The following is a 22,359-nucleotide window of genomic DNA, read 5'->3' on the forward strand; positions in this document are numbered from 1 at the left end:
GCGCCCGGGCCTGGGCATCCGCACAGACTCACCCGCGCCGGACTGGGACGCCGCAGCGTCCCGGCCCGGACCCCCTGTACGGCCGTCGGTGCCCGTGCTGTCGTGAGCTCCCCCGTTCACCCGTCACCGTGCCGCTCGGGCACGGTCCCAAGGAGCCGCGATGCCCGCAGCACCACCGGACGGCGAGCCCGCGCTGCACGTCGAGAACCTCGACGTGACGTACGGGCGCGCACTGTCCGCCCTCCGTTCCGTGTCCCTGACCGTCCCGCACGGCGGTGTCGTCGCCCTGCTCGGCGCCAACGGAGCCGGCAAGACGACCCTGCTGCGGGCCGTGTCGGGCACACTGCGCCTGCACCGCGGCGCGATCACGGCCGGCCGCGTCCGCTACGGCGACACGGTCCTCGACGGCCGGGACCCCGTCGCCGCCGTACGCGCCGGAGTCGTCCAGGTGCCCGAGGGCAGGCGGGTCTTCGCCGGGCTCAGCGTCGACGAGAACCTGCGGGCCGGCGGTCTCGGCCTCTCCCGGCGCGCCCCGGCCCAGGTCCGCGAGGCGCGGGACCGCGTCTTCGCCCTCTTCCCCCGGCTCGCCGAGCGCACCGGCCAGGCCGCCGGCCTGCTGTCCGGCGGGGAGCAGCAGATGCTCGCGATCGGCCGCGCCCTGATGGCCGCACCCCGACTGCTCCTCCTGGACGAGCCCTCGCTCGGACTCGCCCCGCTGATGGTCGACCGGATCGCCGAGGTCGTCCGGGAGATCAACACCCAGGGCACCGCCGTACTGCTGGTCGAACAGAACGCCGGCATGGCGTTGGCGCTCGCCGACCACGCCCACGTCCTGGAGGTCGGCGAGGTCCGGCTGTCCGGCCCCGCCGGCGAACTCGCCCGCACCGACGCCGTACGCCGCCTCTACCTGGGCGACACCACCGAGGGCACCGACGGCAAGGGGGCCGCGTGACCACCCGTACCGCCGCACCCCCCGTGCTCGAGGTCCGGAACGTGACCGTGCGCTTCGCCGGCCTCGTCGCCCTCGACGACGTCTCCTTCACCGTCACCCCGGGCAGCGTGCACGCCGTCATCGGCCCCAACGGCGCGGGCAAGTCCACCTGCTTCAACGTCCTGTCGGGCCTGTACCGGCCCACCGGGGGCACCGTACGGCTCGGTGACGCCGAGCTCACCCGGCTCGCCCCGCACCGGATCGCCGCCCTCGGGGTGGCCCGCACCTTCCAGAACATCGTCACCACCCAGGGCACCGTCGCCGACAACCTGATGCTCGGCCGGCACGCCCTCTCCCACGCCGGTTTCGCCGCCAGCGCCCTGCGGCTGCCGCGCGCCGTGCGCGAACAGCGCCAACACCTCGCCAAGGCCCGCGAGTTCGCCGAACTCACCGGTCTCGGCCCTCATTTCGACGCACCGGTCGCCCTGCTCTCCTACGGCGACCGCAAACGGGTCGAACTCGCCCGTGCCCTCTGCCTGGAGCCCCGTGTGCTACTGCTCGACGAACCCGTGGCCGGCATGAACGCCACCGAACGCATCCGCATGGCCGAGGTCGTCCGGGACGTCCGCGCCGAACTCGGCCTCTCCGTCGTCCTGGTCGAGCACGACATGGGCCTGGTCATGCGGCTCGCCGACGACGTGACCGTCCTCGACTTCGGCAAGGCCATCGCCCACGGCACCCCCGACGAGGTCCGGCGCGACCCCGAGGTGCTCCGCGCCTACCTGGGCACCGACAGCACCGACAGCACCGGCACCACCGACGGCACCGGGGAGGACGCGGCATGACCGGCTTCCTCGACAACCTCCTCAACGGGCTCGCCCTGGGCTCGGTCTACGCCCTGATCGCCCTCGGCTTCGTCACCATCTTCAAGGCGTCCGGCGTCCTGAGCTTCACCCACGGCTCCCTGCTCCTGCTCGGCGGCTACCTCGTCGCCGTCCTCCACGACGACCTCGGCTTCGCCGGCGCGCTGGCCGTCGCGGTCCTCGTGACCGCCGCCGCGGCCGGGGTGCTGGACCGGCTGGTCCTGCAACGCGTCGGGGGAGGCGACCCGCACGCGGCCCATGTGCAGACCATCGTCACCATCGGCATCGACATCGTCCTCGTGACCGACCTGGCCCGCCGCATCGGCGGCGACCTGCTGCCGCTCGGCGATCCCTGGGGCGACTCGGTGACCGACCTGGGCCCCGTCACCGTCGCCGACAGCCGCATCGCCGCGATCCTGGTGTCCGCCGTGGCCATCGCCGGTGCCTTCGCCCTCTTCCGCTTCACCCCCTGGGGTCTGTCGCTGCGCGCGGCCGCCGAGGACGCCGAGGCCGCCGCCCTCATGGGCGTACGGCTGACCCGGGTGCGCACCGTCGCCTGGTGCCTGGCCGGCGGCCTCGCCGCCCTCGCCGCGGTGTTCCTGGTCGCCTTCCCGGCGCCGGGACTGGAGCGCACCACCGGGCAGATCGCCCTGAAGGCCTTCCCGGCCGCGATCCTGGGCGGGATGGCCTCCCCGGTCGGCGCCCTGGTCGGGAGCATGCTGATCGGCCTCACCGAGGCCTTCGTCGCCGGCTACCAGTCCGACCTGCACGTCCTCGGCGAGGGCTTCGGCGACGTCGCCCCGTACGCCGTGATGGTGCTCGTCCTGCTGGTGCGCCCCGCCGGCCTCTTCGCGGCGAAGGGAGCGGCCCGTGTCTGACCGCCTCTCCGCCCTCAAGCGCGGTGGGTTCCTGTTGCCCGCCCTGCTGCTGTGCGCCCTGCCCTTCTACCTGGACGCCTTCTGGCTGCGCATCGGCCTGTTCTCCATGGCCGCGGCCATCGGCGCCGTCGGCCTGGGCGTGCTCAGCGGCACGGCCGGACAACTCTCCCTCGGGCACGCCTTCTTCCTCGCCGTCGGCGCCTACGGCTACGTATGGCTGGCGGGCGAGCCCGGCCCCGGCCTGCCGCCCGCCGTCGCCCTCGTCCTCGCCGTCCTGCTCGCCGGCGCGGCGGGCGGCCTGTTCAGCCCCGTCGCCGGCCGGGTCAAGGGCATCTACCTCGGCGTCGCCACCCTCGCCCTGGTCTTCCTCGGCCACCACGTCCTGCTCACCGCGGACTCCGTCACCGGCGGCTTCAACGGAAGCTCGGTGCCGCCGCTGGAGCTCGGCGGGTTCACCTTCGCCGAGTCCGACCCCGAACTGACCGTCCTGGGCGTGCCGTTCGGCGCCGAGGAACGGCTCTGGTACCTGGGGCTCGCCCTGTTCGCCCTCACCTGGTTCACCGCGCGCGGGCTGCTGCGCGGCCGCCCCGGACGCGCCCTGGTGGCGCTGCGCGACAGCGAGACCGCGGCGTCCGTGATGGGCGTGCACGTGGCGAAGTACCGCTCGGCGGCGTTCGTCGTCTCCTCGATGTACGCGGGCCTCGCCGGCGTCCTGCTGGCGCTCTCCTTCCGCCGCGTCGTACCCGACTACTTCTCCCTCGCCCTCTCCGTCGACTACCTCGCCATGATCGTCATCGGCGGCCTCGGCTCCGTGGCCGGCGCCACCGCCGGCGCCGTCTTCGTCACCGCGCTGCCCCTGCTGATGACCCGCTACGCCGACCAGTTGCCGCTGGTCGCGACGCCCGGCTCCGGCGACGGCACGATCGGCCCGACGGAGGCCTCCCGCTACCTCTACGGAGCCGCGATCGTCGTGATCCTGCTCTACGCCCCCGACGGCCTGCACGGGCTGGCCCGCCGGACCCGCGCCCGCCTGCGCCGCCGGCCACCCGTCACCGACCCTCCCGCCACCGGGCCCGCGCCCCGGATCCCGGACACCACCGCACGAGCCAAGGAGCACACCCCGTGAACGTCACGCACACCAGGCCCCGCACCACCCGGACCGCCGCCCTGGCCGCGGCACTGGCCGCCGTGCTGCTCGCGGGCACCGCCTGCAGCACCAAGGCGGACGGCAAGAGCACCGGCGACGGCGCCGACGGCGTCAAGGCCGGCCCCGGAGTCAGCGACAAGGCCATCAAACTGGGCGCGCTGACCGACCTCACCGGCCCCTACGCCACCCTGGGCAAGAGCATCGTGCAGGCCCAGCAGATGTGGGCCGACGAGACCAACGCCGCGGGCGGCATCTGCGGACGCAAGGTCGAGATCGTCGTCAAGGACCACGGCTACGACGTGCAGAAGGCGGTCACCGCCTACGCCGACATCTCCCCGGACGTCGTCGCCCTGCCCCAGGTGATCGGCTCGCCGGTGGTCGCGGCCCTGCTCGACGACATCGAACGGGACCACGTGCTGACCTTCCCGCAGGCCTGGGCCGCCTCCCTGCTCGGCAAGGACTCCGTCCAGGTCCTCGGCACCACCTACGACCTCGACATGATCGCCGCCGTCGACTTCCTCACCCGTACCAAGAAGGTCGCCAAGGGCGACACGATCGGCCACGTGTACTTCGAGGGCGACTACGGCGCCAACGCGCTGGAGGGCTCCGAGTGGGCCGCCGAACAGGCCGGGATGAAGGTGGTCGGCCAGAAGATCAAGGCGACGGACACCGATCTGACCGCGCAGGTGTCGGCGCTGAGCAAGGCCGGGGTGAAGGCGATCCTGATCAGCGCCGGCCCGGCGCAGACCGCCTCCCTCGCCGGTGTGGCCGCCGCCCGGGGCCTGAAGGTGCCGATCGTCAGCAGTGCCCCCGGCTACTCCCCGCAGCTGATGAAGACGCCCGCGGCGCCGGCGCTGGAGGCCATGGTCCACGTGGCCAGCGCCGCACCGGCGGTCAGCTCCGACCTGCCGGGCGTCAAGAAGATGGTCGCCTCCTACAACAAGAAGTACCCGGGTCAGCCGGTCGACTCCGGCGTGCTCTCCGGGTACAACGCCGCCCAGTTGATGGGCGCCGATCTGAAGAAGGCCTGTGAGGGCGGCAGCCTCACCCGCGAGGACGTGGTGAAGGCGCACCGCTCGCAGAGCAACGCCGACACCGGCCTCGGCACGCCGCAGAACTTCACCGACGTGTCCAAGCCGGCGAGCCGGTCCACCTATGTGCTCAAGCCCGACGCCAAGGCGGTCGGCGGCCTGGTCGGCGTGGAGGAGGCCCACCAGGCGCCCGGGATCGACGCCTACCTGTCGGCCCAGGGCTGAACCGGCCGAACGGCCGTCAAGTCGCCTGCTGCGCAAGCAGCTTGACGGCCGTTCGATCCGAGTACTGGTTTCGCTGACCACCAGGTCCCTAGGATGTACTCTCTGTCATGCCAGTCCAGTTGGCGCGGTACGGAGCTGGGGGAACGATGCAAGCCGACAAGCGGTTGTCCACGGAGATCGACGCCAAGGTGCCCACGGCCGCGCGTATGTACGACTACTACCTGGGCGGCAAGGACAACTACGCGGCCGACCGGGCGGCGGTCGGCGAGCTCGACAAGGTCGTTCCCAGCACCCGTCGCCTGGCGCTGAACAACCGGCGCTTCCTGCAGCGCGTCGTCAGGACCCTCGCCGAGGACTACGGCATCCGCCAGTTCCTCGACCACGGCTCCGGCCTGCCCACCCAGGACAACGTGCACCAGGTCGCCCAGCGCATCGACCCCGAGTCCCGCGTCGTCTACGTCGACAACGATCCGATGGTGCTGGTCCACGGCCGGGCCCTGCTGGACCAGAACGACCGGACGGCCGTGATACACGCCGACATGCGCTCGACGGAGGAGATCTTCTCCCACGCGGACACCCAGCGGCTGATCGACTTCTCGCAGCCGGTGGCGGTGCTGTTCAACTCGGTCTTCCACTGCATCCCGGACAGTGACACCGACGGCCCGACGGCGGTCGTCCGCAGGGTGACCGAGCGGCTCGTGCCCGGCAGCTACGCGGTGATGTGCCAGCTGGTCAGCGAGGACGCCGAGGTACGGAAGTTCGTCACCGAGTTCATGGACCAGGCGACCCAGGGGCACTGGGGCCGGGTCCGCGAGCCGAAGGACGTCGAGGCGTGGTTCGAGGACATGGACATCCTCGAGCCGGGTCTGGTGGAGGTGTCCACCTGGCGCCCCGACAACGAGGTGGCACCGCGTCAGATGACCGACGAGTGGATCGAGTTCGGTGGTCTCGGCCGACTGCGCTGACACACGCCTGAGGGCCGTGCGCGAGCAGCAGAGCGACGCGCACGGCCTCTTTCCTCTGTCCTGCGTGTCCTGCACGTCGACTACCTCTGGCGGCTCACTTGGCCGCGTAGCGCCCCGCCATGGTCTCGCGCAGCATCTCCAGTGACTCCCGCGGAGTCAGCGCCTCGTCGGCCAGCCGGTCCAGCGCGACCCGGTACTCCTCGGTCTCGTCGCGGTCCTCGAGGAAGTTGGCGCTCCTGATGTGCTCGAGGTAGACCACGTCGGGCAGATCGATGCCGCCGAAGCGCAGGTAGGTGATCGGTATCGCGGGCGCGGACGCGTGGGTCACGTCCAACGGCACGATCTGCAGGGTCACATGGGGGCGCGCCGCCATGTCCATCAGATGCGCGAGCTGGTCCCGCATGACCTCGCGGCTGCCCAGCACCCGGAGCAGCACCGACTCGTCGATGATCGCCCACAGCTGCGGCGCGTCGGCACGGTCCAGCAGCTTCGCCCGGCGCATGCGCAGTTCGACCCGCCGGCCCACCTCGGCCGCGGGTGCGTTCGGCAGCCCCCGCTCGACCACGGCGCGGGTGTAGTCCGCCGTCTGGAGGAGGCCCGGGACGTACTGGATCTCGAAAGTCCGGATGGTGGCGGCCGCTTCCTGGAGGCCGACCAGGCGGTCGAACCACTCCGGCATCAGACGCTTGTCGTACCGCTGCCACCACCCCGGTTCGCCGGCGCGCTGCAACAGCTTGAGCAGGACCGAGGCCTCGTAAGGATCCGTGCCGTACCGCTCCAGCAGGGCCCGGACGTCGGTCTCCGTGGGGGGCCTGCGACTCTTGCCCGACTCGATACGGGAGAGCTTCGCCGCGCTGAACCCCAGCTCGCGTGCCGCCTGGTCCTGGGACAGGCCGGCGTCCTCGCGGAAGCCCGCCAGCTGCACGCCGACGAGCATCTTCAGCAGAGTCGGAGCGGGCTCGGCCCGGTCCAGATAGGGTTCGAGGCGGGAGATGCGATGCGGCGCGGCGGACATCCTGACTCCCAGCAGACCGGCAGACTTGAAGAACACACTATCTCATCCCGCCGGTGCCCACCGCATCTGCCCGTGGAAATCGGGTAGTTGGCCTCCGCTTGGCGCGCATCGCGCTCTCCGCTCCGCCTCACGGCAGGTGGTCACAGCAGGTGGTCGAACTCGCCTTCCTTCGCCCCGGCCAGGAAGGCGGCCACCTCCGCGGAGGTGTAGACGAGCGCGGGGCCGTCCGGATCACGGGAGTTGCGCATCGCGATGCCTCCGTCCACGAGAGCGACCTCGACACAGTTGCCCTCGGCGTTGCTGTGCCGACTCTTCTTCCAGCAGGCGTCCAATGAGCTGGCCTGCACTCCGTTGCGCACTGGTGGCACCGCGGTCTCCTTGCCGTTCGGGGGAGCGGACCGAGTCCCGTCGGTCCCCGAGCGCTCCCATCCGATTTTTTTCGCGCAATTTCTCGTGCAATTGCACGCGAGCGCTGTCAGCGTGGATAATAGCCCCGGCGTCAACCCCTCGGTCGATGCCCCGTCCTGACGTCGCATCAGGGAGATGCCGTGTCGTCACCTGCGCACCCCATGCTCCGGTCGCCCGGCGAAGCTCTGTCCCGGGCAGGCATGGTGAGCCGGTTCGGCGGGCTCCCGAGCGCGGCGCTGCCGGCCGTCGGTCGGACGCGCCGGGCCGCGTTGCTGCGCCTCGCATGCAGCGGGGAAGGCTTCGCCCGCGCCCGGGTCTTCACGCGGGAGACGTTGAGCGGCTGGTGCCTCGACCGGCACGCCGACGACGCCGTCCTCGTGATCACCGAACTCGCCTCCAACGCCGTGGCCCACGCGGTGCCGTCGGCGGCGGCGGGCTTGCCGGAGGTCAGGCTGGGACTCGCCCTGGACGCAGGGCGCCTGACACTCAGCGTCTCCGACCCCGGGGGCAGCGCGCCCAAGTTCGGCCCGTCCGACGGCTCCGCCCTTCGGGAGCACGGACGCGGCCTGTGCATCGTCGACGCCCTCGCCGAGGACTGGGGCTGGACCCCGACACCTCCGGCGGGCAAGACCGTCTGGGCCACGTTGCCGACCGGCCCCCTCACCTGACCCGACTGCCGCGGAAGGGCCCCACACCATGCGCAGCGTTCCGACACCGAAGCCGAGCACCCAGCGCATCAACGGGCAGACGTCGCCGCCCGGCTCGGCCCCCCTCGCGGGCCTGGACGGGGTGCCCTGGAGCGAGATCCAGGACTCCAGCGGTTCCGCCGCGGCCATTCCCCGGCTGTTGCACAAGGTCGCCCGGGGTGACGCCGAGACCGCCCGGGCCGCCCTCGACGATCTGCGGAAACGCATCTGCCAGTACGGCTTCGTCGTCGAACAGGCGACCGCCGCGACCGTGCCGTTCCTGTGGGAACTGGCGCAGCGCCCCCAGGTGAACTGCCGGGCGCAGATCATCCAGCTGCTCAAGAACATCGCCGACGCCCGGCAGTGGGAGACCACGGCCACCGCCTATCCCAAGCTGCTCAACCACCGGGAGAACCCCGTGGCATGGGAGCGTGCGGCGCGGCAGGCCGTCCGCGCCCGGCGGGACGAGCTGGAGCGGCTGCTGGCCGAGGACGACAGCGAGATCACGCGGGCCACGTCGGAACTGGCCCGCACGCTCGGAGACTGAGACCCGCGCCCTCCACGGGGGAGAAGGCGCGGGTCTCCCCCTCCGACGTCCCGACCTGCGGAACGGTGTGGCGTACTCCTGGCCGACGGGGTAGTAAAGCGCGGGAAGAAAGCGCTTGCCCCATTCGGTCACCTGGAGGACCACGCCCATGGCGTCGCCGCCCGAAAAGCCGCTCGACCACCGCTACCGGGGCGAACACCCGATACGTACGCTCCTCTATCTGTTCCGCGCCGACCGCCGTCATCTGGCCGGTGCGGTCGCCGTCTTCACCGTCAAGCACAGCCCCGTCTGGTTGCTGCCCCTCATCACCGCGTCGATCATCGACACCGTCGTCCAGCACGGTCCGATCGGCGACCTGTGGACCAGCACCGGGATCATCATGTTCATCCTGGTGGTCAACTACCCGCTGCACCTCCTCTACGTCCGCCTCCTGTACGGCAGCGTGCGCCGCATGGGCACCGCCCTGCGCTCCGCGCTGTGCACCCGCATGCAGCAGCTCTCCATCGGCTACCACTCGCGGGTCAGCGCGGGCGTCCTGCAGGCCAAGGTGGTGCGGGACGTGGAGACGGTGGAGCAGATGGTGCAGCAGACCGCCGAGACGGGGCTCGGCGCGTTCACCGTGCTCACCGGCGGTCTGATCATCATCGCCGTGCGCACACCGGAGTTCCTGCCCGTCTTCCTCGTCGTCGTGCCCGCCGCCGCCCTCCTCGTCGCCCGGCTCCGCGCCCGGCTGCGCAGTCACAACGAGCACTTCCGCCACGAGGTGGAGACCCTGTCCTCGCGGGTCACGGAGATGACCCGGCTCATCCCGGTCACCCGCGCCCACGGCCTGGAGGGCAAGGCGCTGCGCCGCATGGACGGCACCCTGGACCGGCTGCTGACCTCCGGGATGCGCCTGGACCTGGTCAACGGCCGCTTCGGTTCGCTGTCCTGGGTCGTGCTCAACATCCTCGGCGTGCTGGTCCTCGCGGGCGCCGCGCTGGTCTCGTACCACGACGTCTGGGGCGTCACCGCGGGCGACGTCGTCATGCTCAGCGCCTTCCTGACCACCCTCACCAACTCCACGACCACCCTGGCGGGACTGGCCCCGGTCATCACCAAGGGCCTGGAGTCCGTCCGTTCGGTCGGCGAGGTGCTCCAGGCCCCCGAACTCGAGGACAACGAGGGCAAGGCGGAGCTCACCTCGCTGCGCGGCGCCGTCACCTTCGAGGGTGTCGGGCACGTCTACGAGAGCGACGGGCGGCCCGCGGTGAGCGACTTCACGCTCGCCGTCGAGCCCGGCGAGACCGTCGCGCTGGTCGGGGCGTCCGGCGCGGGCAAGTCCACCGTGCTCAACCTGGTCATCGGCTTCCTGCGTCCGACCTCGGGCAGGCTGCTGCTCGACGGCACCGACATGAACACCCTCGACCTGCGCACGTACCGGCGCTTCGTCTCGGTGGTGCCGCAGGAGTCGATCCTGTTCGACGGCACGATCCGGGAGAACGTGGCCTACGGCATGGACGACGCCGACGAGGAGACGGTGCGCGCGGCGCTGCGCGACGCCAACGCGCTGGAGTTCACCGACCGGTTGCCGCAGGGCCTCGACACCCTGGTCGGCGAGCACGGCGCGCGGCTGTCCGGCGGGCAGCGCCAGCGCCTGGCCATCGCCCGGGCCCTGATCCGGGACCCCAAGGTCCTCATCCTGGACGAGGCCACCTCGGCGCTGGACACCCGCTCGGAGGCGCTGGTGCAGCAGGCGCTGGCCCGGCTGCTGCGCGGACGCACCACCTTCGTCGTGGCCCACCGGCTCTCCACGGTGCGGGGTGCGGACCGGATCGTGGTGATGGGCGACGGCCGGATCCAGGAGACCGGTACCCACGAGGAACTCCTGGGCAGGGGAGGGGCGTACACGGCACTGCACAGCGGCCAGGTCGCCTGACCGCGGCCTCGCGCGGCCCGAGGGGAGCCCTCTCGATCAAGGCACCGATCTGTACGCCGATCGTTCGCGGTGAAGGACGGACAGGAAGGGGCGGAATCTGGTCAATCGCGAGCAGGGGCGCGCATGGTGTGCATGTTCCGGCCGTGTCCGGGCATACGCAGCGAAAATCGAGAGAGGGGCGCTTCGTGCTCGAACCGGACCCGAAGGTCGTCAGGGAGTTGCTGACGCGGTACGCGTCGCTGCGGATCGCTCAGGCGGAGCGGGACAGGCCGGCGACGGCGCGCGAACTGGCGGACGTGAGCTACACGCTGTGCGTGATGATGGCGGCGACCAGCATCCACGACGCGGTGGCCAAGGCGGACGCGCTGCTGCTCGCCAAGGGGCAGCAGCCCGAGGCCGCCCGCGCGGCGAACCCGGACGGGGAAAGCGGCCTGTCGCTGGCCGTGTGACACCGTCGCACCCCGGGGCCCGTCTCGCGGGCCGGGCCGGACACACCGGTACGGCCCGCGAGACGGGCCCTACGACTGCTCCACCACGGCGGCCGGCTTCCCGTGGAACGCCGCGCGGTAGGCGTACGGGGTGGTACCGACCACCCGGCGGAACCGCTCCCGGAACGCCGTGGGGGAGCCGAACCCCGCCTGCCGCGCGATCCGTTCGACCGAGTGGTCGCCGTTCTCCAGCAGGTACTGGGCGCGCCGCACCCGCGCCCGCAGCAGCCACTGCAGCGGAGTGGTGCCCGTCTGCTCGCGGAACCGGCGGCTGAAGGTGCGCTCGCTCATCCCCGAGCGTGCCGCCATCGCCCCGAGGGTGATCTCGTCGGCCAGGTTGTCCTCGATCCACTCCAGGAGCGGTTCCAGGTCCGAGCCGCGCGGGACCGGAGGGTGCTCGTTCACGATGAACTGGGCCTGCCCGCCCTCCCGTTCCAGCGGGACGACACACATCCGGGCGGCGTGCGCGGCGACGGCCGAACCCAGGTCCCGGCGGATCATGTGCAGGCACATGTCCAGACCGGCGGCGGCGCCCGCCGAGGTGAGGATCTGCCCGTTGTCGACGTAGAGCACGTCCGGCTGCACCTCGATGAGCGGATAGCGGCGGGCCAGTTCCCCGGCGGCGATCCAGTGCGTGGTGGCGCGCAGCCCGTCCAGCAGCCCGGCCTCGGCGAGGACGAAGGCGCCCACGCACACCGATGCGATCCGCGTACCGGCACCGGCCGCCCGCCGCAAGGCCGCCAGGACGCGCTCGGAGGGCGGGCCGGACTCCTCGTTGCGCCCCGGCACGATGATCGTGTCGGCGGTTTCGAGAGCTTCCAGGCCCCGGTCGATACGGAGGGCGAGCCCGTCCGTGCGTACCTCGGGGGTCTCCGCGCACAGCCGGACCCGGTAGGGGCTGCGCCCGTCGGGCAGCCGCGTCCATTCGAACGTCTGCATGGGCGCCGCCATGTCGAACGGCACCACGTCGTCGAGGACCAGGATCGTCACGGAGTGCATGGCCGCCACGATAGGCGGGTTCCCGCCGGATGCAGAAGGGCCCGTACAACGCCGGTCCCGGCCCGCTGGACGCCGGGCAAGGCCTGGTGGGGGCGTTGGCGAGAACCCGTTGGAAGCTGTCGTTTCAGCCTCTGGGCGATCACCCGGCCGCTTCCTAGCGTGGCTCCCACCGCATCGACCGATCCTGCCTTCCGGAGTCCCGACCGATGACCAAGCTCCTGCTGTCCCTCCACGTCCTGGCCGCCATCATCGCCGTCGGGCCCGTCACCGTCGCCGCCAGCATGTTCCCGCCGGCCGCCCGCCGGGTGGGCCTTCCCGACGGGGCCGGGGACGTGGGGACGGTCCGGCTGCTGCACCGCATCTGCCGTGTCTACGCCGGGCTCGGAGTGGCGGTGCCGGTCCTCGGCTTCGCCACGGCGGTCGCGATGGGTGTGCTGTCGGACGCGTGGCTCATCGCGTCCATCGCCCTGACCGCGGCAGCCGCCGGCCTCCTGGTCGCCTTCGTCCTGCCCCGCCAGGAGGAACTCCTCGAGCAGCTGACCGAACGGCAGCCCGTCGCACGGGCCCGGACGGCGCGGCTCGCCATGCTCACCGGCGTGTTCAACCTGCTGTGGGCCACGGTCACCGTGCTCATGATCGTCCGTCCCGGGTCCACGACCGGGGCCTGAGCGGTCGGTCTCCTCCTGGACGGAAGGGAGACGAGGGGGTGGACGGGCGCCTAGACTGCTCAGTCGCGCCTCCGTACGGGGGCGGACGACACGAAAGGCACGTTGACGGGTGTTCCAGGATTCCCCCATCTACGACCGACTCGTCGCCGAATGCGGTGACGTCCCCGCGCAGGTGCGGCGGGAGGCAGAGCGCGTGAGCAGCGAGCTGGAGGTGGTCATGCGCCCGTTGCGTTCCCCCGGTCACCTGCCCGGACCCGAACGCAGGCCGTCCCCCGGCGCCGGCTGGCAGCGCACCGCCCTGCTGCCGGGCCCGCGCCCGCACTAGGCGTACCGACCCGCAGGGTTCACGCGGGTGAAGGGTGAGTGGCCGTCGGCTCCGCGGCGCCGGGCCGGGCCAGCCACTCGGCGATGGTGCGGGCGATCGGCTGGCCGGTGTCCACCTCGACGAAGCCGAACTGCCCCGACTGGTTGCACTCCAGGAACCACCAGGTGCCGTCACCGTCCTCGGCGAAGTCGAGGGCGCCGTAGGCCAGCCCCGCGGCACGGACGTAGGCGAGGACGGCCTCGGCGACGCGCGGCGGGACCTCGGCGGGCCGCCACGGCTCGGGCGACTCGGTGAAGCGGACGTCCACCTCGTCGGGGTCCAGGGCCGCGAGGGTCGTCTTCCGGGCGGCCAGCAACTCGTCGCCGACGACGGTGAGACGGATGTCGGCGCGCTTGGCGACCCTGCGTTGCAGCAGTGTCGGGCCGTGGGCGACGGCGGAGAAGTCCGCCTCCGGCGGGACCCTGCTGGTCGGCACCGCCAGCGGCGGATCCTGGGGATGCGCGCCGGAGACGGGCTTGACCACCAGGTCCGGGTACCGCTCGGCGAACTCGCGCGCCGCCCGGGGGAACGTCGTGATCAGCGTGGCCGGGACGGGCAGCCCGCACTGCTGGGCCAGACGCAGCTGCCAGGGCTTGTACCGGGCGCGGTGTGCCGCGTCGGGCTGGTTCATCCAGCGCGCCCCGCAGTCGCGGAGCATGCCGTAGAGCGCCTGTTCGGACTCCTCGGTCAGCCAACCGGAGGGCTCCGCGGCCCGCGTGGCGGCGCGGCCCGGCCGGCGCAGCCAGACGGAACGCAGCCCGCCGATGCTCACCAGGCGGCCCCCGGACGAGAGATGGCCCCGGAAGGAGCCGTGCACGAACTCGCCGGAGAGCGCGACGGAGTCCGTCAGATCGGCGGGGTCCAGGCGGACCACCGGTACTCCCGACGCGTTCAGGTGCACGACCACCATGTCGGCGGTGACGTCCTCTTCACTGGTCAGGATCAGCACGGTCATGGTCGACGGCCCGTGTTCAGTCGTCGAAGTGAGTCTTCGACCCCGCGGTGGAGGTCGTGGTCCCCAGTTCTCTCAGGAGCGCATGGTCACAGGCGGCCACCCGCCCGTCGAGAAGCACGTTCAACTGCAGTCCGGAGTCGTAGACGTAGGGAGTGGTGGCTTCCAACTCCACTGCGGGCCGTGCGTAGTTGAGCGCGAACGGTTGCATCGTCTCTCCCTGTCGGTGCTGCGCCGATCAGGCGGCGGCCGCTGTGCTGCCCCCACCCGGTCCGCCGACTTCCTTCGGCTTCCAGAGACTTATACGAGTCGAACGCGTGATTGGTTTCCTTACGCTGCGTAGTCACCGGGCGGGTGGGTGCCCTGCCGCCCGTCCGCGGCCCGCCGCGCGCCGCGACCGCCTCGCGCGGAGCGCAGGGCGAGGAGCAGGACACCGATGTCGTCCAGGTAGACCGGATCCGGAATCAGGTCCGCCGGCAGCACCAAGTAGAGGACGGCGCCCCAGAAGACCCACCGCGGGCCGGTGGGGAGCCCGGCGCGCCTCAGGTCCCGTCGAGTGCGGACCAGGCGCACCAGGACGCCGACCGCCGCGGCGAGGACGAGCGCCGCGAGCAGCAGCGCCACCGTGATCACCAGTGTCGTCGTATCCACCCTGTCCCTCCTTCCCGCTCCATGTCCCTTCCCGCTCCATGTCCCTTCCTCTGAGCCTTCCCTCTGAGCCCGGCTTTCTCATCCCTGTGGCCCTCTCGAGTGGCAGGGCGGGTCGGGCGTGCCTAGTAATGGTCAGCACACAGCGCGGGTCGCATGTCGGGGGACGCAGGGCGGCCGCACCCCCAGCACACGGAGAGATGATGACCACCGGCTCTTCAACAACCCGTTCGCCCGAGTACGCCATATCCGCCGTGGACCCGCCGCTCAGGGTGACGCTCACGGCCACCGGCACGCAGACGGTGTGCCCGGCGGGCACGGAGGCGTACGGCGACCCCGTCGGCGACCTGGTCCGTGCCGCCGTGGCCGACCGGCCGCTGGAGGAGGTCGTCGACCTGATCACGATGCTGGAGGAGTCGCCCCGGTTCGCGCAGGCCACGATCGACGCGCTCCGCGCGGTCGGTGTGAACCGGTCCGTGGAGGACGTCACCCGGCTGGTCGCCCTGCTCACCCGGCCGCCGCGCCACGCGGACAGCGCGGACGAGGCGATCCGCGCCGCGGCGGCGTGCCGTTCGGTGGAGGACGTCACCCTGCTGATGGAACTGCTGCACCGGACACCCCTGGAGCCGCACTGCGGGCAGGAGGCCGTGCGGGCCGCCGCCACCGGCCGGCCCGTCGAGGAACTCGTCGAACTCATCGGCCGGCTGGCCGAGGAGGGACGGCTGCGCCAGGACCGGCAGGACGCCCCGCACCAGCGGGCGGCCCTGGACGGGGCCGACCTGGCCGCGGCAGAGCTGGACATGGCGGGCCCGGACCTGGCCGGTCCGGAAGACGAGCCGTCAGCAGCCGGCCGTGAACGCCGCAGGGCTCCGCGCCCGGCCCGTCGGGTACGGGAACGCGCGTCGCGCGACCGTGACCGCGTGTCCGCCCGGGGCCCGGCCTGGCCGACCCGGCTCACCGTCGCCGTCCTCGCCGGGTGCGGTGTGGCGTACTTCCCGCTGCGTCAGGGCGACGCCTCCGCGGACCTCTACGGGATGGTCCTCGGCACCTCGGCGCTCTGCCTCGTACTGGCCCTGCTGCTGACCGTACGGCCCGCCGTACCGCTCCTGGTGGCGGCGGTCATGGGACCCTCGGCGCTCGCCGCGGTCACGCTCTACGGCAGCGCGACCCCCGCGGCGCAGGTGTCCCGGGCCGTGGACCTCACGCTGGCGCCCACCTGGGCCGCCGTCGCCGTCGCCGTACTGGCCTCGCTGGTCGCGCTGACGGCCCTGGGCGCGAGGATGGCGGCGCAGGCGCCCCGCCGGCGCTGGACGGCGACCGCTCCTCCGGTGGCCCGGTCGCGTCGCGTCGCCGACTGACCGCTTCGACGGTTCCCCCGGGCACGACGTGGTCCGCCCCGGACACCCCGGGCGCGGACCACGTGCCGCGTGCGCTCACACCCCCAACATGCCGGCCGGATGCGCGTGTTCGAGCAGGCCGGTGAGCACCCGGTCCGGGGTGAGCGGGAGTTCCCGGAAGCGAATGCCGGTGGCGTGGTGGACGGCGTTGCCGATGGCGGCGGCCGAGCCGACGATGCCGATCTCGCCGATCCCCTTGCTGCCCATGGGGTTGAGATGGTCGTCGTCCTCGTCCAGCCAGTGCGCCTCCACGTCGGCGACGTCGGCGTGCGCGGGCACGTGGTAGGACGCCAGGTCGCGCTCGACGAAGTCGCCGAAGGCCGGATCCATCGTGCTGTCCTCGGTCAGCGCCATGCCCAGACCCATCGTCATGCCCCCGATGAACTGCGAGCGGGCCGTTCGCGCGTTGAGGATGCGCCCGGCGGCGAACACCCCCAGCATCCGCGTCACGCGCACCTCACCGCTGACCGGGTCCACGGTGACCTCGGCGAAGTGCGCGCCGAAGGCGTGGCGCGCGTAGGGGCTCTCGGCGTCGGCCTGTCCGGAGGTGTCGGCGTCCGCCGTGATCCCCTCGTCGGGCAGCGGACCGGAACGGCCGGCCAGCCGTTCCGTCAGCCGGACGCACGCCTCGTGGACGGCCCAGCCCCAGGAGGCGGTGCCGCAGGAGCCGCCCGCCATCGGGGCGAAGCCGATGTCGCTGTCGGCGACCTCGACACGGACCCGGTCCAGCGGGGCGCCGAGGGCGTCGGCCGCGATCTGCGCGAGCACCGTCCGGGCGCCCGTGCCGATGTCGGTGGCGTTGACCCGCACCAGGAAACCGCCGTCGGGCAGGGCCCGCGCCGAAGCGGCACACGGCGCCACCAGGACCGGATACGTGGCCGCGGCCACCCCGCTGCCCACCAGCAGAGGCCCGGCGGTACGGGCCCCGGGCCGCGGATCACGGCCCTCCCACCCGAAGCGGCGGGCTCCCTCGCGCAGACACCCCACCAGGTTCCTGCTGCTGAAGGGCCTGCCGCTGTCGGGCTCGGTCTCCGGCTCGTTGCGGATCCGCAGCTCCACCGGGTCGACGCCGAGTTCGGCGGCCAGCTCGTCCATCGCCGACTCCAGCGCGTACATGCCGGGACACTCGCCCGGCGCGCGCATCCAGGACGGCGTGGGCACGTCCAGCCGGACCACGCGGTGCAGCGTGCGCAGGGCGGGAGTGGCGTACATGACGCGCGCGGGCACCGCCGCCTGCTCCACGAACTCCTTCACCCGGGAGGTCTGGGTGGTCACCTCGTGCACGAGCGAGGTGAGCCGGCCGTCGGCGTCGGCGCCGAGGCGCAGCCGGTGCAGGGTCGGGGCGCGGTGTCCGACCACGGCGGGCAGGTAGCGGCGCGGCAGCGCGACCGTGACGGGCCGTCCGGTCGCACGCGCCGCCATCACCGCCAGCACCACCTCGACGCGGGGCGTGCCCTTCGAACCGAAGCCGCCGCCCACGTGTTCCGCGCGCACCGTGATCCGGTCCTCCGGCAGCTCGAACATCCGGGCGAGTTCGGTGCGGACGGCGGTGCTGCCCTGGCTGGAGGAGTACACGGTCAGCCGGTCGCCGTCCCAGTGCGCGGTGCCGGCGTGCGGCTCCATGGGGTGGTTGTGGAGTGGGGGTATCCCGTACTCGACGTCGAGCCGGGTCGCTGACGCGTCGAACGCGGCGTCGGGATCGCCGTGCTCGGTGACGGCGGGGAACCCGCCGTTGGCCGTCTCGGGCACGTACGCCTCCGGGTGGGAGGCCGCCAGGGTCACGTCGTACCCCTCCGTCTCGTAGGTGACGCGGACGGCGCGGGCGCCGGCGCGGGCCGCCTCCAGCGTCTCGGCCACCACCAGGGCCACGAACCAGCCCCGGTGCGGGACGTGCGGGCTCTGCAGCACGGCGAGCGTGGCATCGTCCGGGGCGGCGAGGCGGGGCGCGTTCTCGTGCGTGAGCACCGCGAGGACGCCGGGCCGGGCGAGCGCGGCGGCGGTGTCGACGCCGGTCACCCGGCCCCGTACCACCGTCGCCGGCACGGGCCAGGCATGGGCGCGGCCGACGGCGTCGTACTCGGCGGCGTACCGGGCGGTGCCGGTGACCTTCTCCCGCCCCTCCCGGCGCTCGACGGGAGCGCCCAGGACGGTCTCGGTGCCGGTCATGGAGTCCTCCGTAAGTCGTGGGGCCGCCGGGTTCAGGTGGTGGCGGGCGGGGCGAGCCGGCCCAGTACGTCCATGGCGAGCCGACGGGCCAGCGGCACCTTGTAGGCGTTCTCCCCCAAGGGCTCGGCGGCGTCCAGCTCCAGGTCGACGGCGTGCTCGAACGCGGCCGTCGTGGGCGCCGCGCCCACCAGCGCGTCCTCGGCCCGCCGCGCCCGCCAGGGCCGGTGCGCCAGCGCGCCGAAGGCGATCCCGGCCCGGTCCACGACTCCGTCGCGCACGTGCAGGACGGCGGCGACGGAGGCCAGCGCGAACGCGTACGACGCCCGGTCGCGGGCCTTGCGGTACGCCGAGGGCAGCCCGGCCGTCGCGGCCGGCAGGACCACGCCGGTGATCAGCTCGCCGGGGTGGATCTCCGTGTCCCGCTCCGGATGCATGCCGGGCAGCCGGTGGAAGTCCGCGGCGGGCACGCTCCGGGTGCCCTCCGGGCCGTGCAGCTCCACGCGCGCGTCGAGGGCGGCGAGCGCCACCGCCATGTCCGAGGGGTTGGTGGCGATGCACTGGTCGGAGTGGCCGAGGACCGCGTGGTCGCGGTGGACGCCCTCCAGGGCGCCGCAGCCGGTGCCGGGCTGCCGTTTGTTGCAGGGCTTGGACACGTCCTGGAAGTACGGGCAGCGGGTGCGTTGCAGCAGGTTGCCGCCCGTGGTGGCGGCGTTGCGCAACTGCCCCGAGGCCCCCGCCAGCACCGCCTGGGACAGCGCGGGATAGCGGTCGCGGACGGCCGGGTGGGCCGCGAGGTCGCTGTTGCGGACCATCGCGCCGACCCGCAGCGCGCCGTCGGGCAGCTCCTCCACCGCGTCCAGCGGGAGCCGGGTGACGTCGACGAGGGCGGCGGGCGTCTCCACACCGAGCTTCATCAGGTCGACGAGGTTGGTGCCGCCGCCGAGATAGCGGGCGCCGGGGTGGGAGGCGAACGCCTCGGTGGCCTCCTCGACGCTGGCGGCCCGTACGTAGGCGAAGGACTTCACGGGATCACGTCCTCGACCGCGTCGGCGATGCGCGGATAGGCACCGCACCGGCACAGGTTGCCGCTCAGGCGCTCCCGGATCTCGTCCCGGTCCAGCGTGACGGGCTCGCCGGAGGGTGCCGCCGGGTCGGTGACGTGCGACGGGTGCCCGGCCGCGGCCTCGGCGAGCGCACCGACGGCGGAGCAGATCTGGCCCGGGGTGCAGTAGCCGCACTGGAAGGCGTCGCGTTCCAGGAACGCCCGCTGCAGCGGATGCAGTTCCTCGCCGTCCCCGCCGAGACCCTCGACGGTGGTGATCTCGCATCCCTCCAGGGCGACGGCGAACAGCAGGCAGCTGTTGACGCGCCGCCCGTCCACCAGGACCGTACAGGCGCCGCACTGTCCGTGGTCGCAGCCCTTTTTGGCGCCCGTCAGCCCCAGATCCTCCCTCAGGAGGTCCAGCAGGACGCGGCGGTGGTCGACGGTGAGGGTGTGCGGTTTGCCGTTGACGCGGAGCGTGGTGTCGGAGCGGGAGGAGTCCGGGGGGCGGGAAGCGGGGCTGGCGCTCTGGTGCTGGCTGTCCATGGCGTCGATGACCTTCCGGGACGGGCCGTGCAGCTGTGCAGTCCGCGTATCCAGGTTGCGGCGGCTGACACGTGCGGGTGCCCTCGGCCGACCGCACGGGGCCCGGTCGTCAGTCGCCGGGGTCGGGTGACGGGTGGGCGGTGTCGCGCCGGACGGCCTCGGGGCGCGGTGCGCGGGCGGTCCTGAAGCGGTCCAGGGTGCGGGTCAGGGCGCGCAGCGGGGTCGGTGCCTCAGTGGTGGACGGCGGCGGTCCGGCCGGGGCGGCCTCGGCGGACTCGCGGTACGCGGCCAGGGCCTCGGTCGCGCGTTCGGCCGCCTCCCGGTACAGGTCGCGGGACTGCGTCATGGCCTCCAGCGCCTCCGCGTACATGGCCACCAGCTTGCGCTCGCGGTCCAGTTCCTCCTCCAGGGTCAGCAGCCGCCAGTCCTCCCGCAGCGCGGTGAGGGCGTCCTCGGCGCCGTCCGGCAGCGGCCGGGGCAGCGCGGCGAAGGCCGTCACCGCCGCGATCAGGTCGGTGGGCACGGAGCCGTCCAGGAAGACGGAGCGGACGGAGTACTCGTCGGCGGCGTAATCGGGCGGTGCCGGTGTGCCGGGCAGGACCACGGCGCCGCCGCGCGGCACCTGGACGCCGAAGTCCTCCAGGGCCCAGTTCACCACCCGCAGTTGCTGCGGCGCGGCGCGGTGCTCGACCACGAGGTGCCGCAGGCCGGGCGGCAGCCGGTCGGCGAGGGGCATCCGGCCGCGGTGGTCGGGGGTCATCGCCTCGTGCACGACGACGTGGATGTTCCACGGGCTGCGGCCGGACTCCTTGAGCAGCCGGCGGACGGCCTTGTCGTCGTCCGGCAGGGTGTTGATGCCCCGCAGCCGCAGTCCCGTGGCGACGTCCCGGTCCCAGGTGACGTCCGGGTCGTCGGGCCAGAACATGGTGGCGGGGGAGGGCCAGGCGGCCTCCCAGGCCTCCTCGGCCTCCGCGAGCAGCGTCCACTCCTGCCCGCCGGCCGAGCCGGGCGCCAGGATCAGCCTGGCCCGGACGGTGACGGCCCCGGGGGCCTTCCAGCGCGCCTCGAAGATCCGGGGGCCGGGGCCGGCGGCCCGGTCGTCCGGGGCCTCCTCCGGCAGCTCCAGGAAGTCGTCGACGGCGTGGCTGTCCTTGAGCCGCTCGAGGGTGTGCCGGACGGTGTCCTCCGCCGCGGATCCGACGTGGCGGCCGCGAGCGGCCCACAGCGTGGGCGGAGTCGTGGGGCGGGCGGTGGAAGAGGTCGGCATGAGTCCATGGGGAAGCAGGGGCACGGGTACAGGCCAGTATCGTCGCCGCAGGTCAGCGGAGAGCACCCGGGGTCCGCCGTCCGCCCGATGGGCTCACCCGTCCGGTGTGTCACTCGTCCGGTGCCGCGCGCCGTCGGTCCGCCTCGTCCCAGGCACGGGTGTCGCGTGGCTCGACGTACGGCTCGTCGTCGGGTGGATGGCCGCCGTCGATGACCCGCTGCCGGGCCAGTTCGGCGTCGAACTCCAGACCGAGCAGAATGGCCAGGTTCGTCACCCACAGCCACACCAGGAAGATGATGACACCGGCCAGGGTGCCGTACGTCTTGTTGTACGAGCCGAAGTTCGCCACGTAGAAGGCGAACCCCGCGGAGGCGACCAGCCAGATCAGCAGGGCGAGGAAGCTGCCCGGTGAGACCCACTTGAAGCCCTTGACCCGGGCGTTCGGGGTGGCCCAGTAGAGGATCGCGATCATGAACGTGACGAGCAGGACCAGCACCGGCCACTTGGCGATCGACCACACCGTCAGCGCGGTGTCGCCGATGCCGAGCGCGGTGCCCGCCTGCCGGGCCAGCGTGCCGGTGAACACGACGATGAGCGCGCTGACCACGGCGAGCACCAGCAGGACCACGGTCAGGGCCACCCGCAGCGGCAGCACCTTCCACACCGGGCGTCCCTCGGGCACGTCGTAGACCGCGTTGGCCGTGCGGATGAACGCGGCCACGTAGCCGGACGCCGACCAGACGGCACCGACCAGGCCGACGACCGCCAGCACGGAGCCCAGACCGGCCTGGGCCTGCAACTGCTCGACCGCGTCGGTGATGACGTCCCGAGCGGCACCGGGAGCGAGCCGCTGGATGTTGTCCAGCACCTCCTGGGTGGCGGACTGCCCGGCGATGCCGAGCAGGGAGACCAGCACCAGCAGGGCCGGGAACAGCGACAGGATCCCGTAGTAGGTCAGGGCGGCGGCGCGGTCGGTGAGCTCGTCGTCCTTGAACTCGGCCATCACGCGCCGCAGCAGCGCGGACCACGAGCGCTTCGGCAGTTCCGTGGGGGAATCGGGGGCGGCACGCTCGGTGGCGTCCTGCGGGCCGTAGTCCTCGGGCGCCGTCCCGTCCGCGGTGCCGATCGCCGTGTCGTCCGCCGTGTCGTCCTTCGGGTGCTTCCCGCGATGGGGGAGGTGCAGTCGGGCCATGGACCCCGGGTTGCCC

At 72.7% G+C, this 22,359-nt stretch carries 24 protein-coding genes; 13 read left to right on the forward strand and 11 right to left on the reverse strand.

Features of this window, described 5'->3' with window-relative positions; all coding sequences use genetic code 11:
* The first annotated feature begins 160 nt into the window (after positions 1–160).
* From ACIGO6_RS07420 to ACIGO6_RS07445, 6 genes are all read left to right on the forward strand, one after another.
* Positions 161–952, forward strand: coding sequence for an ABC transporter ATP-binding protein (locus ACIGO6_RS07420; RefSeq protein ID WP_399872603.1), 792 nt, complete (start codon positions 161–163; stop codon positions 950–952).
* On the forward strand, positions 949–1,776 hold the full coding sequence (locus ACIGO6_RS07425; protein WP_399872606.1) for an ABC transporter ATP-binding protein: 828 nt from the start codon (positions 949–951) through the stop codon (positions 1,774–1,776). Before ACIGO6_RS07420 ends, ACIGO6_RS07425 begins: the two co-directional genes overlap by 4 nt.
* Positions 1,773–2,672, forward strand: a complete 900-nt coding sequence (locus ACIGO6_RS07430; RefSeq protein ID WP_399872608.1) for a branched-chain amino acid ABC transporter permease — start codon at positions 1,773–1,775, stop codon at positions 2,670–2,672. The genes ACIGO6_RS07425 and ACIGO6_RS07430 overlap by 4 nt, the downstream gene beginning before the upstream one ends.
* Complete coding sequence (locus ACIGO6_RS07435; RefSeq protein ID WP_399872610.1) at positions 2,665–3,798, forward strand: branched-chain amino acid ABC transporter permease; 1,134 nt, start codon at positions 2,665–2,667, stop codon at positions 3,796–3,798. The genes ACIGO6_RS07430 and ACIGO6_RS07435 overlap by 8 nt, the downstream gene beginning before the upstream one ends.
* Positions 3,795–5,075 carry an ABC transporter substrate-binding protein gene (locus tag ACIGO6_RS07440; protein ID WP_399872613.1) on the forward strand — a complete coding sequence of 427 codons (1,281 nt, stop codon included), beginning with the start codon at positions 3,795–3,797 and terminating at the stop codon, positions 5,073–5,075. The genes ACIGO6_RS07435 and ACIGO6_RS07440 overlap by 4 nt, the downstream gene beginning before the upstream one ends.
* A gap of 146 nt (positions 5,076–5,221) precedes the next feature.
* Positions 5,222–6,040 carry an SAM-dependent methyltransferase gene (locus ACIGO6_RS07445; protein WP_399872615.1) on the forward strand — a complete coding sequence of 273 codons (819 nt, stop codon included), beginning with the start codon at positions 5,222–5,224 and terminating at the stop codon, positions 6,038–6,040.
* A gap of 94 nt (positions 6,041–6,134) precedes the next feature.
* Here the strand turns inward: ACIGO6_RS07445 and ACIGO6_RS07450 are convergent, their stop codons facing one another.
* Positions 6,135–7,055: a helix-turn-helix domain-containing protein gene (locus tag ACIGO6_RS07450; protein WP_399872618.1), complete on the reverse strand. Its 921-nt coding sequence runs from the start codon at positions 7,053–7,055 to the stop codon at positions 6,135–6,137.
* Between the two features lie 140 nt (positions 7,056–7,195).
* Positions 7,196–7,423, reverse strand: coding sequence for a DUF397 domain-containing protein (locus ACIGO6_RS07455; protein ID WP_399872621.1), 228 nt, complete (start codon positions 7,421–7,423; stop codon positions 7,196–7,198).
* Between the two features lie 180 nt (positions 7,424–7,603).
* On the opposite strand from ACIGO6_RS07455, the gene ACIGO6_RS07460 reads away from it, so the two are divergent.
* From ACIGO6_RS07460 to ACIGO6_RS07475, 4 genes are all read left to right on the forward strand, one after another.
* Positions 7,604–8,131, forward strand: a complete 528-nt coding sequence (locus ACIGO6_RS07460; RefSeq protein WP_399872624.1) for an ATP-binding protein — start codon at positions 7,604–7,606, stop codon at positions 8,129–8,131.
* Positions 8,132–8,159: 28 nt separating this feature from the next.
* Positions 8,160–8,696 carry a hypothetical protein gene (locus ACIGO6_RS07465; RefSeq protein ID WP_399872626.1) on the forward strand — a complete coding sequence of 179 codons (537 nt, stop codon included), beginning with the start codon at positions 8,160–8,162 and terminating at the stop codon, positions 8,694–8,696.
* A 148-nt stretch (positions 8,697–8,844) separates the two neighbouring features.
* Positions 8,845–10,614, forward strand: a complete 1,770-nt coding sequence (locus ACIGO6_RS07470) for an ABC transporter ATP-binding protein (RefSeq protein WP_399872628.1) — start codon at positions 8,845–8,847, stop codon at positions 10,612–10,614.
* Positions 10,615–10,799: 185 nt separating this feature from the next.
* A complete protein-coding gene (locus tag ACIGO6_RS07475) occupies positions 10,800–11,063 on the forward strand; it encodes a DUF5133 domain-containing protein (RefSeq protein WP_399872631.1) in 264 nt (87 codons plus the stop codon).
* A gap of 69 nt (positions 11,064–11,132) precedes the next feature.
* Here ACIGO6_RS07475 and ACIGO6_RS07480 read toward each other — a convergent pair whose 3' ends face one another.
* The gene (locus ACIGO6_RS07480; RefSeq protein WP_399872634.1) at positions 11,133–12,101 is read right to left on the reverse strand and encodes a GlxA family transcriptional regulator; all 969 of its coding nucleotides are present in this window, start codon (positions 12,099–12,101) and stop codon (positions 11,133–11,135) included.
* Between the two features lie 206 nt (positions 12,102–12,307).
* Between ACIGO6_RS07480 and ACIGO6_RS07485 the strand changes: the two genes are divergently transcribed.
* The gene (locus ACIGO6_RS07485) at positions 12,308–12,769 is read left to right on the forward strand and encodes a DUF2269 family protein (RefSeq protein ID WP_399872637.1); all 462 of its coding nucleotides are present in this window, start codon (positions 12,308–12,310) and stop codon (positions 12,767–12,769) included.
* Positions 12,770–12,878: 109 nt separating this feature from the next.
* The gene (locus ACIGO6_RS07490) at positions 12,879–13,094 is read left to right on the forward strand and encodes a hypothetical protein (protein WP_399872640.1); all 216 of its coding nucleotides are present in this window, start codon (positions 12,879–12,881) and stop codon (positions 13,092–13,094) included.
* A 19-nt stretch (positions 13,095–13,113) separates the two neighbouring features.
* Here the strand turns inward: ACIGO6_RS07490 and tgmB are convergent, their stop codons facing one another.
* The 3 genes from tgmB to ACIGO6_RS07505 all read right to left on the reverse strand — a co-directional run bounded on the left by tgmB (position 13,114) and on the right by ACIGO6_RS07505 (position 14,736).
* The gene (tgmB, locus tag ACIGO6_RS07495) at positions 13,114–14,088 is read right to left on the reverse strand and encodes an ATP-grasp ribosomal peptide maturase (RefSeq protein ID WP_399872642.1); all 975 of its coding nucleotides are present in this window, start codon (positions 14,086–14,088) and stop codon (positions 13,114–13,116) included.
* A 16-nt stretch (positions 14,089–14,104) separates the two neighbouring features.
* Positions 14,105–14,296, reverse strand: coding sequence for a putative ATP-grasp-modified RiPP (gene tgmA, locus ACIGO6_RS07500; protein ID WP_003978169.1), 192 nt, complete (start codon positions 14,294–14,296; stop codon positions 14,105–14,107).
* Between the two features lie 119 nt (positions 14,297–14,415).
* Complete coding sequence (locus tag ACIGO6_RS07505) at positions 14,416–14,736, reverse strand: DUF1232 domain-containing protein (RefSeq protein WP_399872645.1); 321 nt, start codon at positions 14,734–14,736, stop codon at positions 14,416–14,418.
* A gap of 200 nt (positions 14,737–14,936) precedes the next feature.
* Between ACIGO6_RS07505 and ACIGO6_RS07510 the strand changes: the two genes are divergently transcribed.
* On the forward strand, positions 14,937–16,091 hold the full coding sequence (locus ACIGO6_RS07510) for a hypothetical protein (RefSeq protein WP_399872647.1): 1,155 nt from the start codon (positions 14,937–14,939) through the stop codon (positions 16,089–16,091).
* Positions 16,092–16,166: 75 nt separating this feature from the next.
* Here the strand turns inward: ACIGO6_RS07510 and ACIGO6_RS07515 are convergent, their stop codons facing one another.
* The 5 genes from ACIGO6_RS07515 to ACIGO6_RS07535 all read right to left on the reverse strand — a co-directional run bounded on the left by ACIGO6_RS07515 (position 16,167) and on the right by ACIGO6_RS07535 (position 22,343).
* The gene (locus ACIGO6_RS07515) at positions 16,167–18,296 is read right to left on the reverse strand and encodes a xanthine dehydrogenase family protein molybdopterin-binding subunit (protein WP_399872648.1); all 2,130 of its coding nucleotides are present in this window, start codon (positions 18,294–18,296) and stop codon (positions 16,167–16,169) included.
* Positions 18,297–18,328: 32 nt separating this feature from the next.
* Positions 18,329–19,321 (reverse strand): FAD binding domain-containing protein, encoded by a 993-nt coding sequence (locus ACIGO6_RS07520; protein WP_399872651.1) that lies wholly within the window; start codon positions 19,319–19,321, stop codon positions 18,329–18,331.
* Complete coding sequence (locus ACIGO6_RS07525; protein ID WP_399872654.1) at positions 19,318–19,884, reverse strand: (2Fe-2S)-binding protein; 567 nt, start codon at positions 19,882–19,884, stop codon at positions 19,318–19,320. The genes ACIGO6_RS07520 and ACIGO6_RS07525 overlap by 4 nt, the downstream gene beginning before the upstream one ends.
* Before the next feature lie 109 nt (positions 19,885–19,993).
* The gene (locus ACIGO6_RS07530; RefSeq protein ID WP_399872657.1) at positions 19,994–21,151 is read right to left on the reverse strand and encodes a hypothetical protein; all 1,158 of its coding nucleotides are present in this window, start codon (positions 21,149–21,151) and stop codon (positions 19,994–19,996) included.
* 109 nt (positions 21,152–21,260) lie between these two features.
* The gene (locus ACIGO6_RS07535) at positions 21,261–22,343 is read right to left on the reverse strand and encodes a YihY/virulence factor BrkB family protein (RefSeq protein WP_399872660.1); all 1,083 of its coding nucleotides are present in this window, start codon (positions 22,341–22,343) and stop codon (positions 21,261–21,263) included.
* Positions 22,344–22,359 lie beyond the last annotated feature (16 nt).

The sequence above is a fragment of the Streptomyces sp. NPDC053750 genome (assembly GCF_044544295.1).
In the GTDB taxonomy this organism is placed as follows: domain Bacteria; phylum Actinomycetota; class Actinomycetes; order Streptomycetales; family Streptomycetaceae; genus Streptomyces.

Excerpts from the sequence above, each read along its gene's own strand:
- ACIGO6_RS07535 (WP_399872660.1), bottom strand. The coding sequence starts at position 22,343 with ATGGCCCGACTGCACCTCCCCCATCGCGGGAAGCACCCGAAGGACGAC.
- ACIGO6_RS07530 (WP_399872657.1), bottom strand. The coding sequence starts at position 21,151 with ATGCCGACCTCTTCCACCGCCCGCCCCACGACTCCGCCCACGCTGTGG.
- tgmB (WP_399872642.1), bottom strand. The coding sequence starts at position 14,088 with ATGACCGTGCTGATCCTGACCAGTGAAGAGGACGTCACCGCCGACATG.
- ACIGO6_RS07510 (WP_399872647.1), top strand. The coding sequence starts at position 14,937 with ATGACCACCGGCTCTTCAACAACCCGTTCGCCCGAGTACGCCATATCC.
- ACIGO6_RS07465 (WP_399872626.1), top strand. The coding sequence starts at position 8,160 with ATGCGCAGCGTTCCGACACCGAAGCCGAGCACCCAGCGCATCAACGGG.
- ACIGO6_RS07470 (WP_399872628.1), top strand. The coding sequence starts at position 8,845 with ATGGCGTCGCCGCCCGAAAAGCCGCTCGACCACCGCTACCGGGGCGAA.
- ACIGO6_RS07480 (WP_399872634.1), bottom strand. The coding sequence starts at position 12,101 with ATGCACTCCGTGACGATCCTGGTCCTCGACGACGTGGTGCCGTTCGAC.
- ACIGO6_RS07525 (WP_399872654.1), bottom strand. The coding sequence starts at position 19,884 with ATGGACAGCCAGCACCAGAGCGCCAGCCCCGCTTCCCGCCCCCCGGAC.
- ACIGO6_RS07445 (WP_399872615.1), top strand. The coding sequence starts at position 5,222 with ATGCAAGCCGACAAGCGGTTGTCCACGGAGATCGACGCCAAGGTGCCC.
- ACIGO6_RS07450 (WP_399872618.1), bottom strand. The coding sequence starts at position 7,055 with ATGTCCGCCGCGCCGCATCGCATCTCCCGCCTCGAACCCTATCTGGAC.
- tgmA (WP_003978169.1), bottom strand. The coding sequence starts at position 14,296 with ATGCAACCGTTCGCGCTCAACTACGCACGGCCCGCAGTGGAGTTGGAA.
- ACIGO6_RS07430 (WP_399872608.1), top strand. The coding sequence starts at position 1,773 with ATGACCGGCTTCCTCGACAACCTCCTCAACGGGCTCGCCCTGGGCTCG.
- ACIGO6_RS07515 (WP_399872648.1), bottom strand. The coding sequence starts at position 18,296 with ATGACCGGCACCGAGACCGTCCTGGGCGCTCCCGTCGAGCGCCGGGAG.
- ACIGO6_RS07420 (WP_399872603.1), top strand. The coding sequence starts at position 161 with ATGCCCGCAGCACCACCGGACGGCGAGCCCGCGCTGCACGTCGAGAAC.
- ACIGO6_RS07485 (WP_399872637.1), top strand. The coding sequence starts at position 12,308 with ATGACCAAGCTCCTGCTGTCCCTCCACGTCCTGGCCGCCATCATCGCC.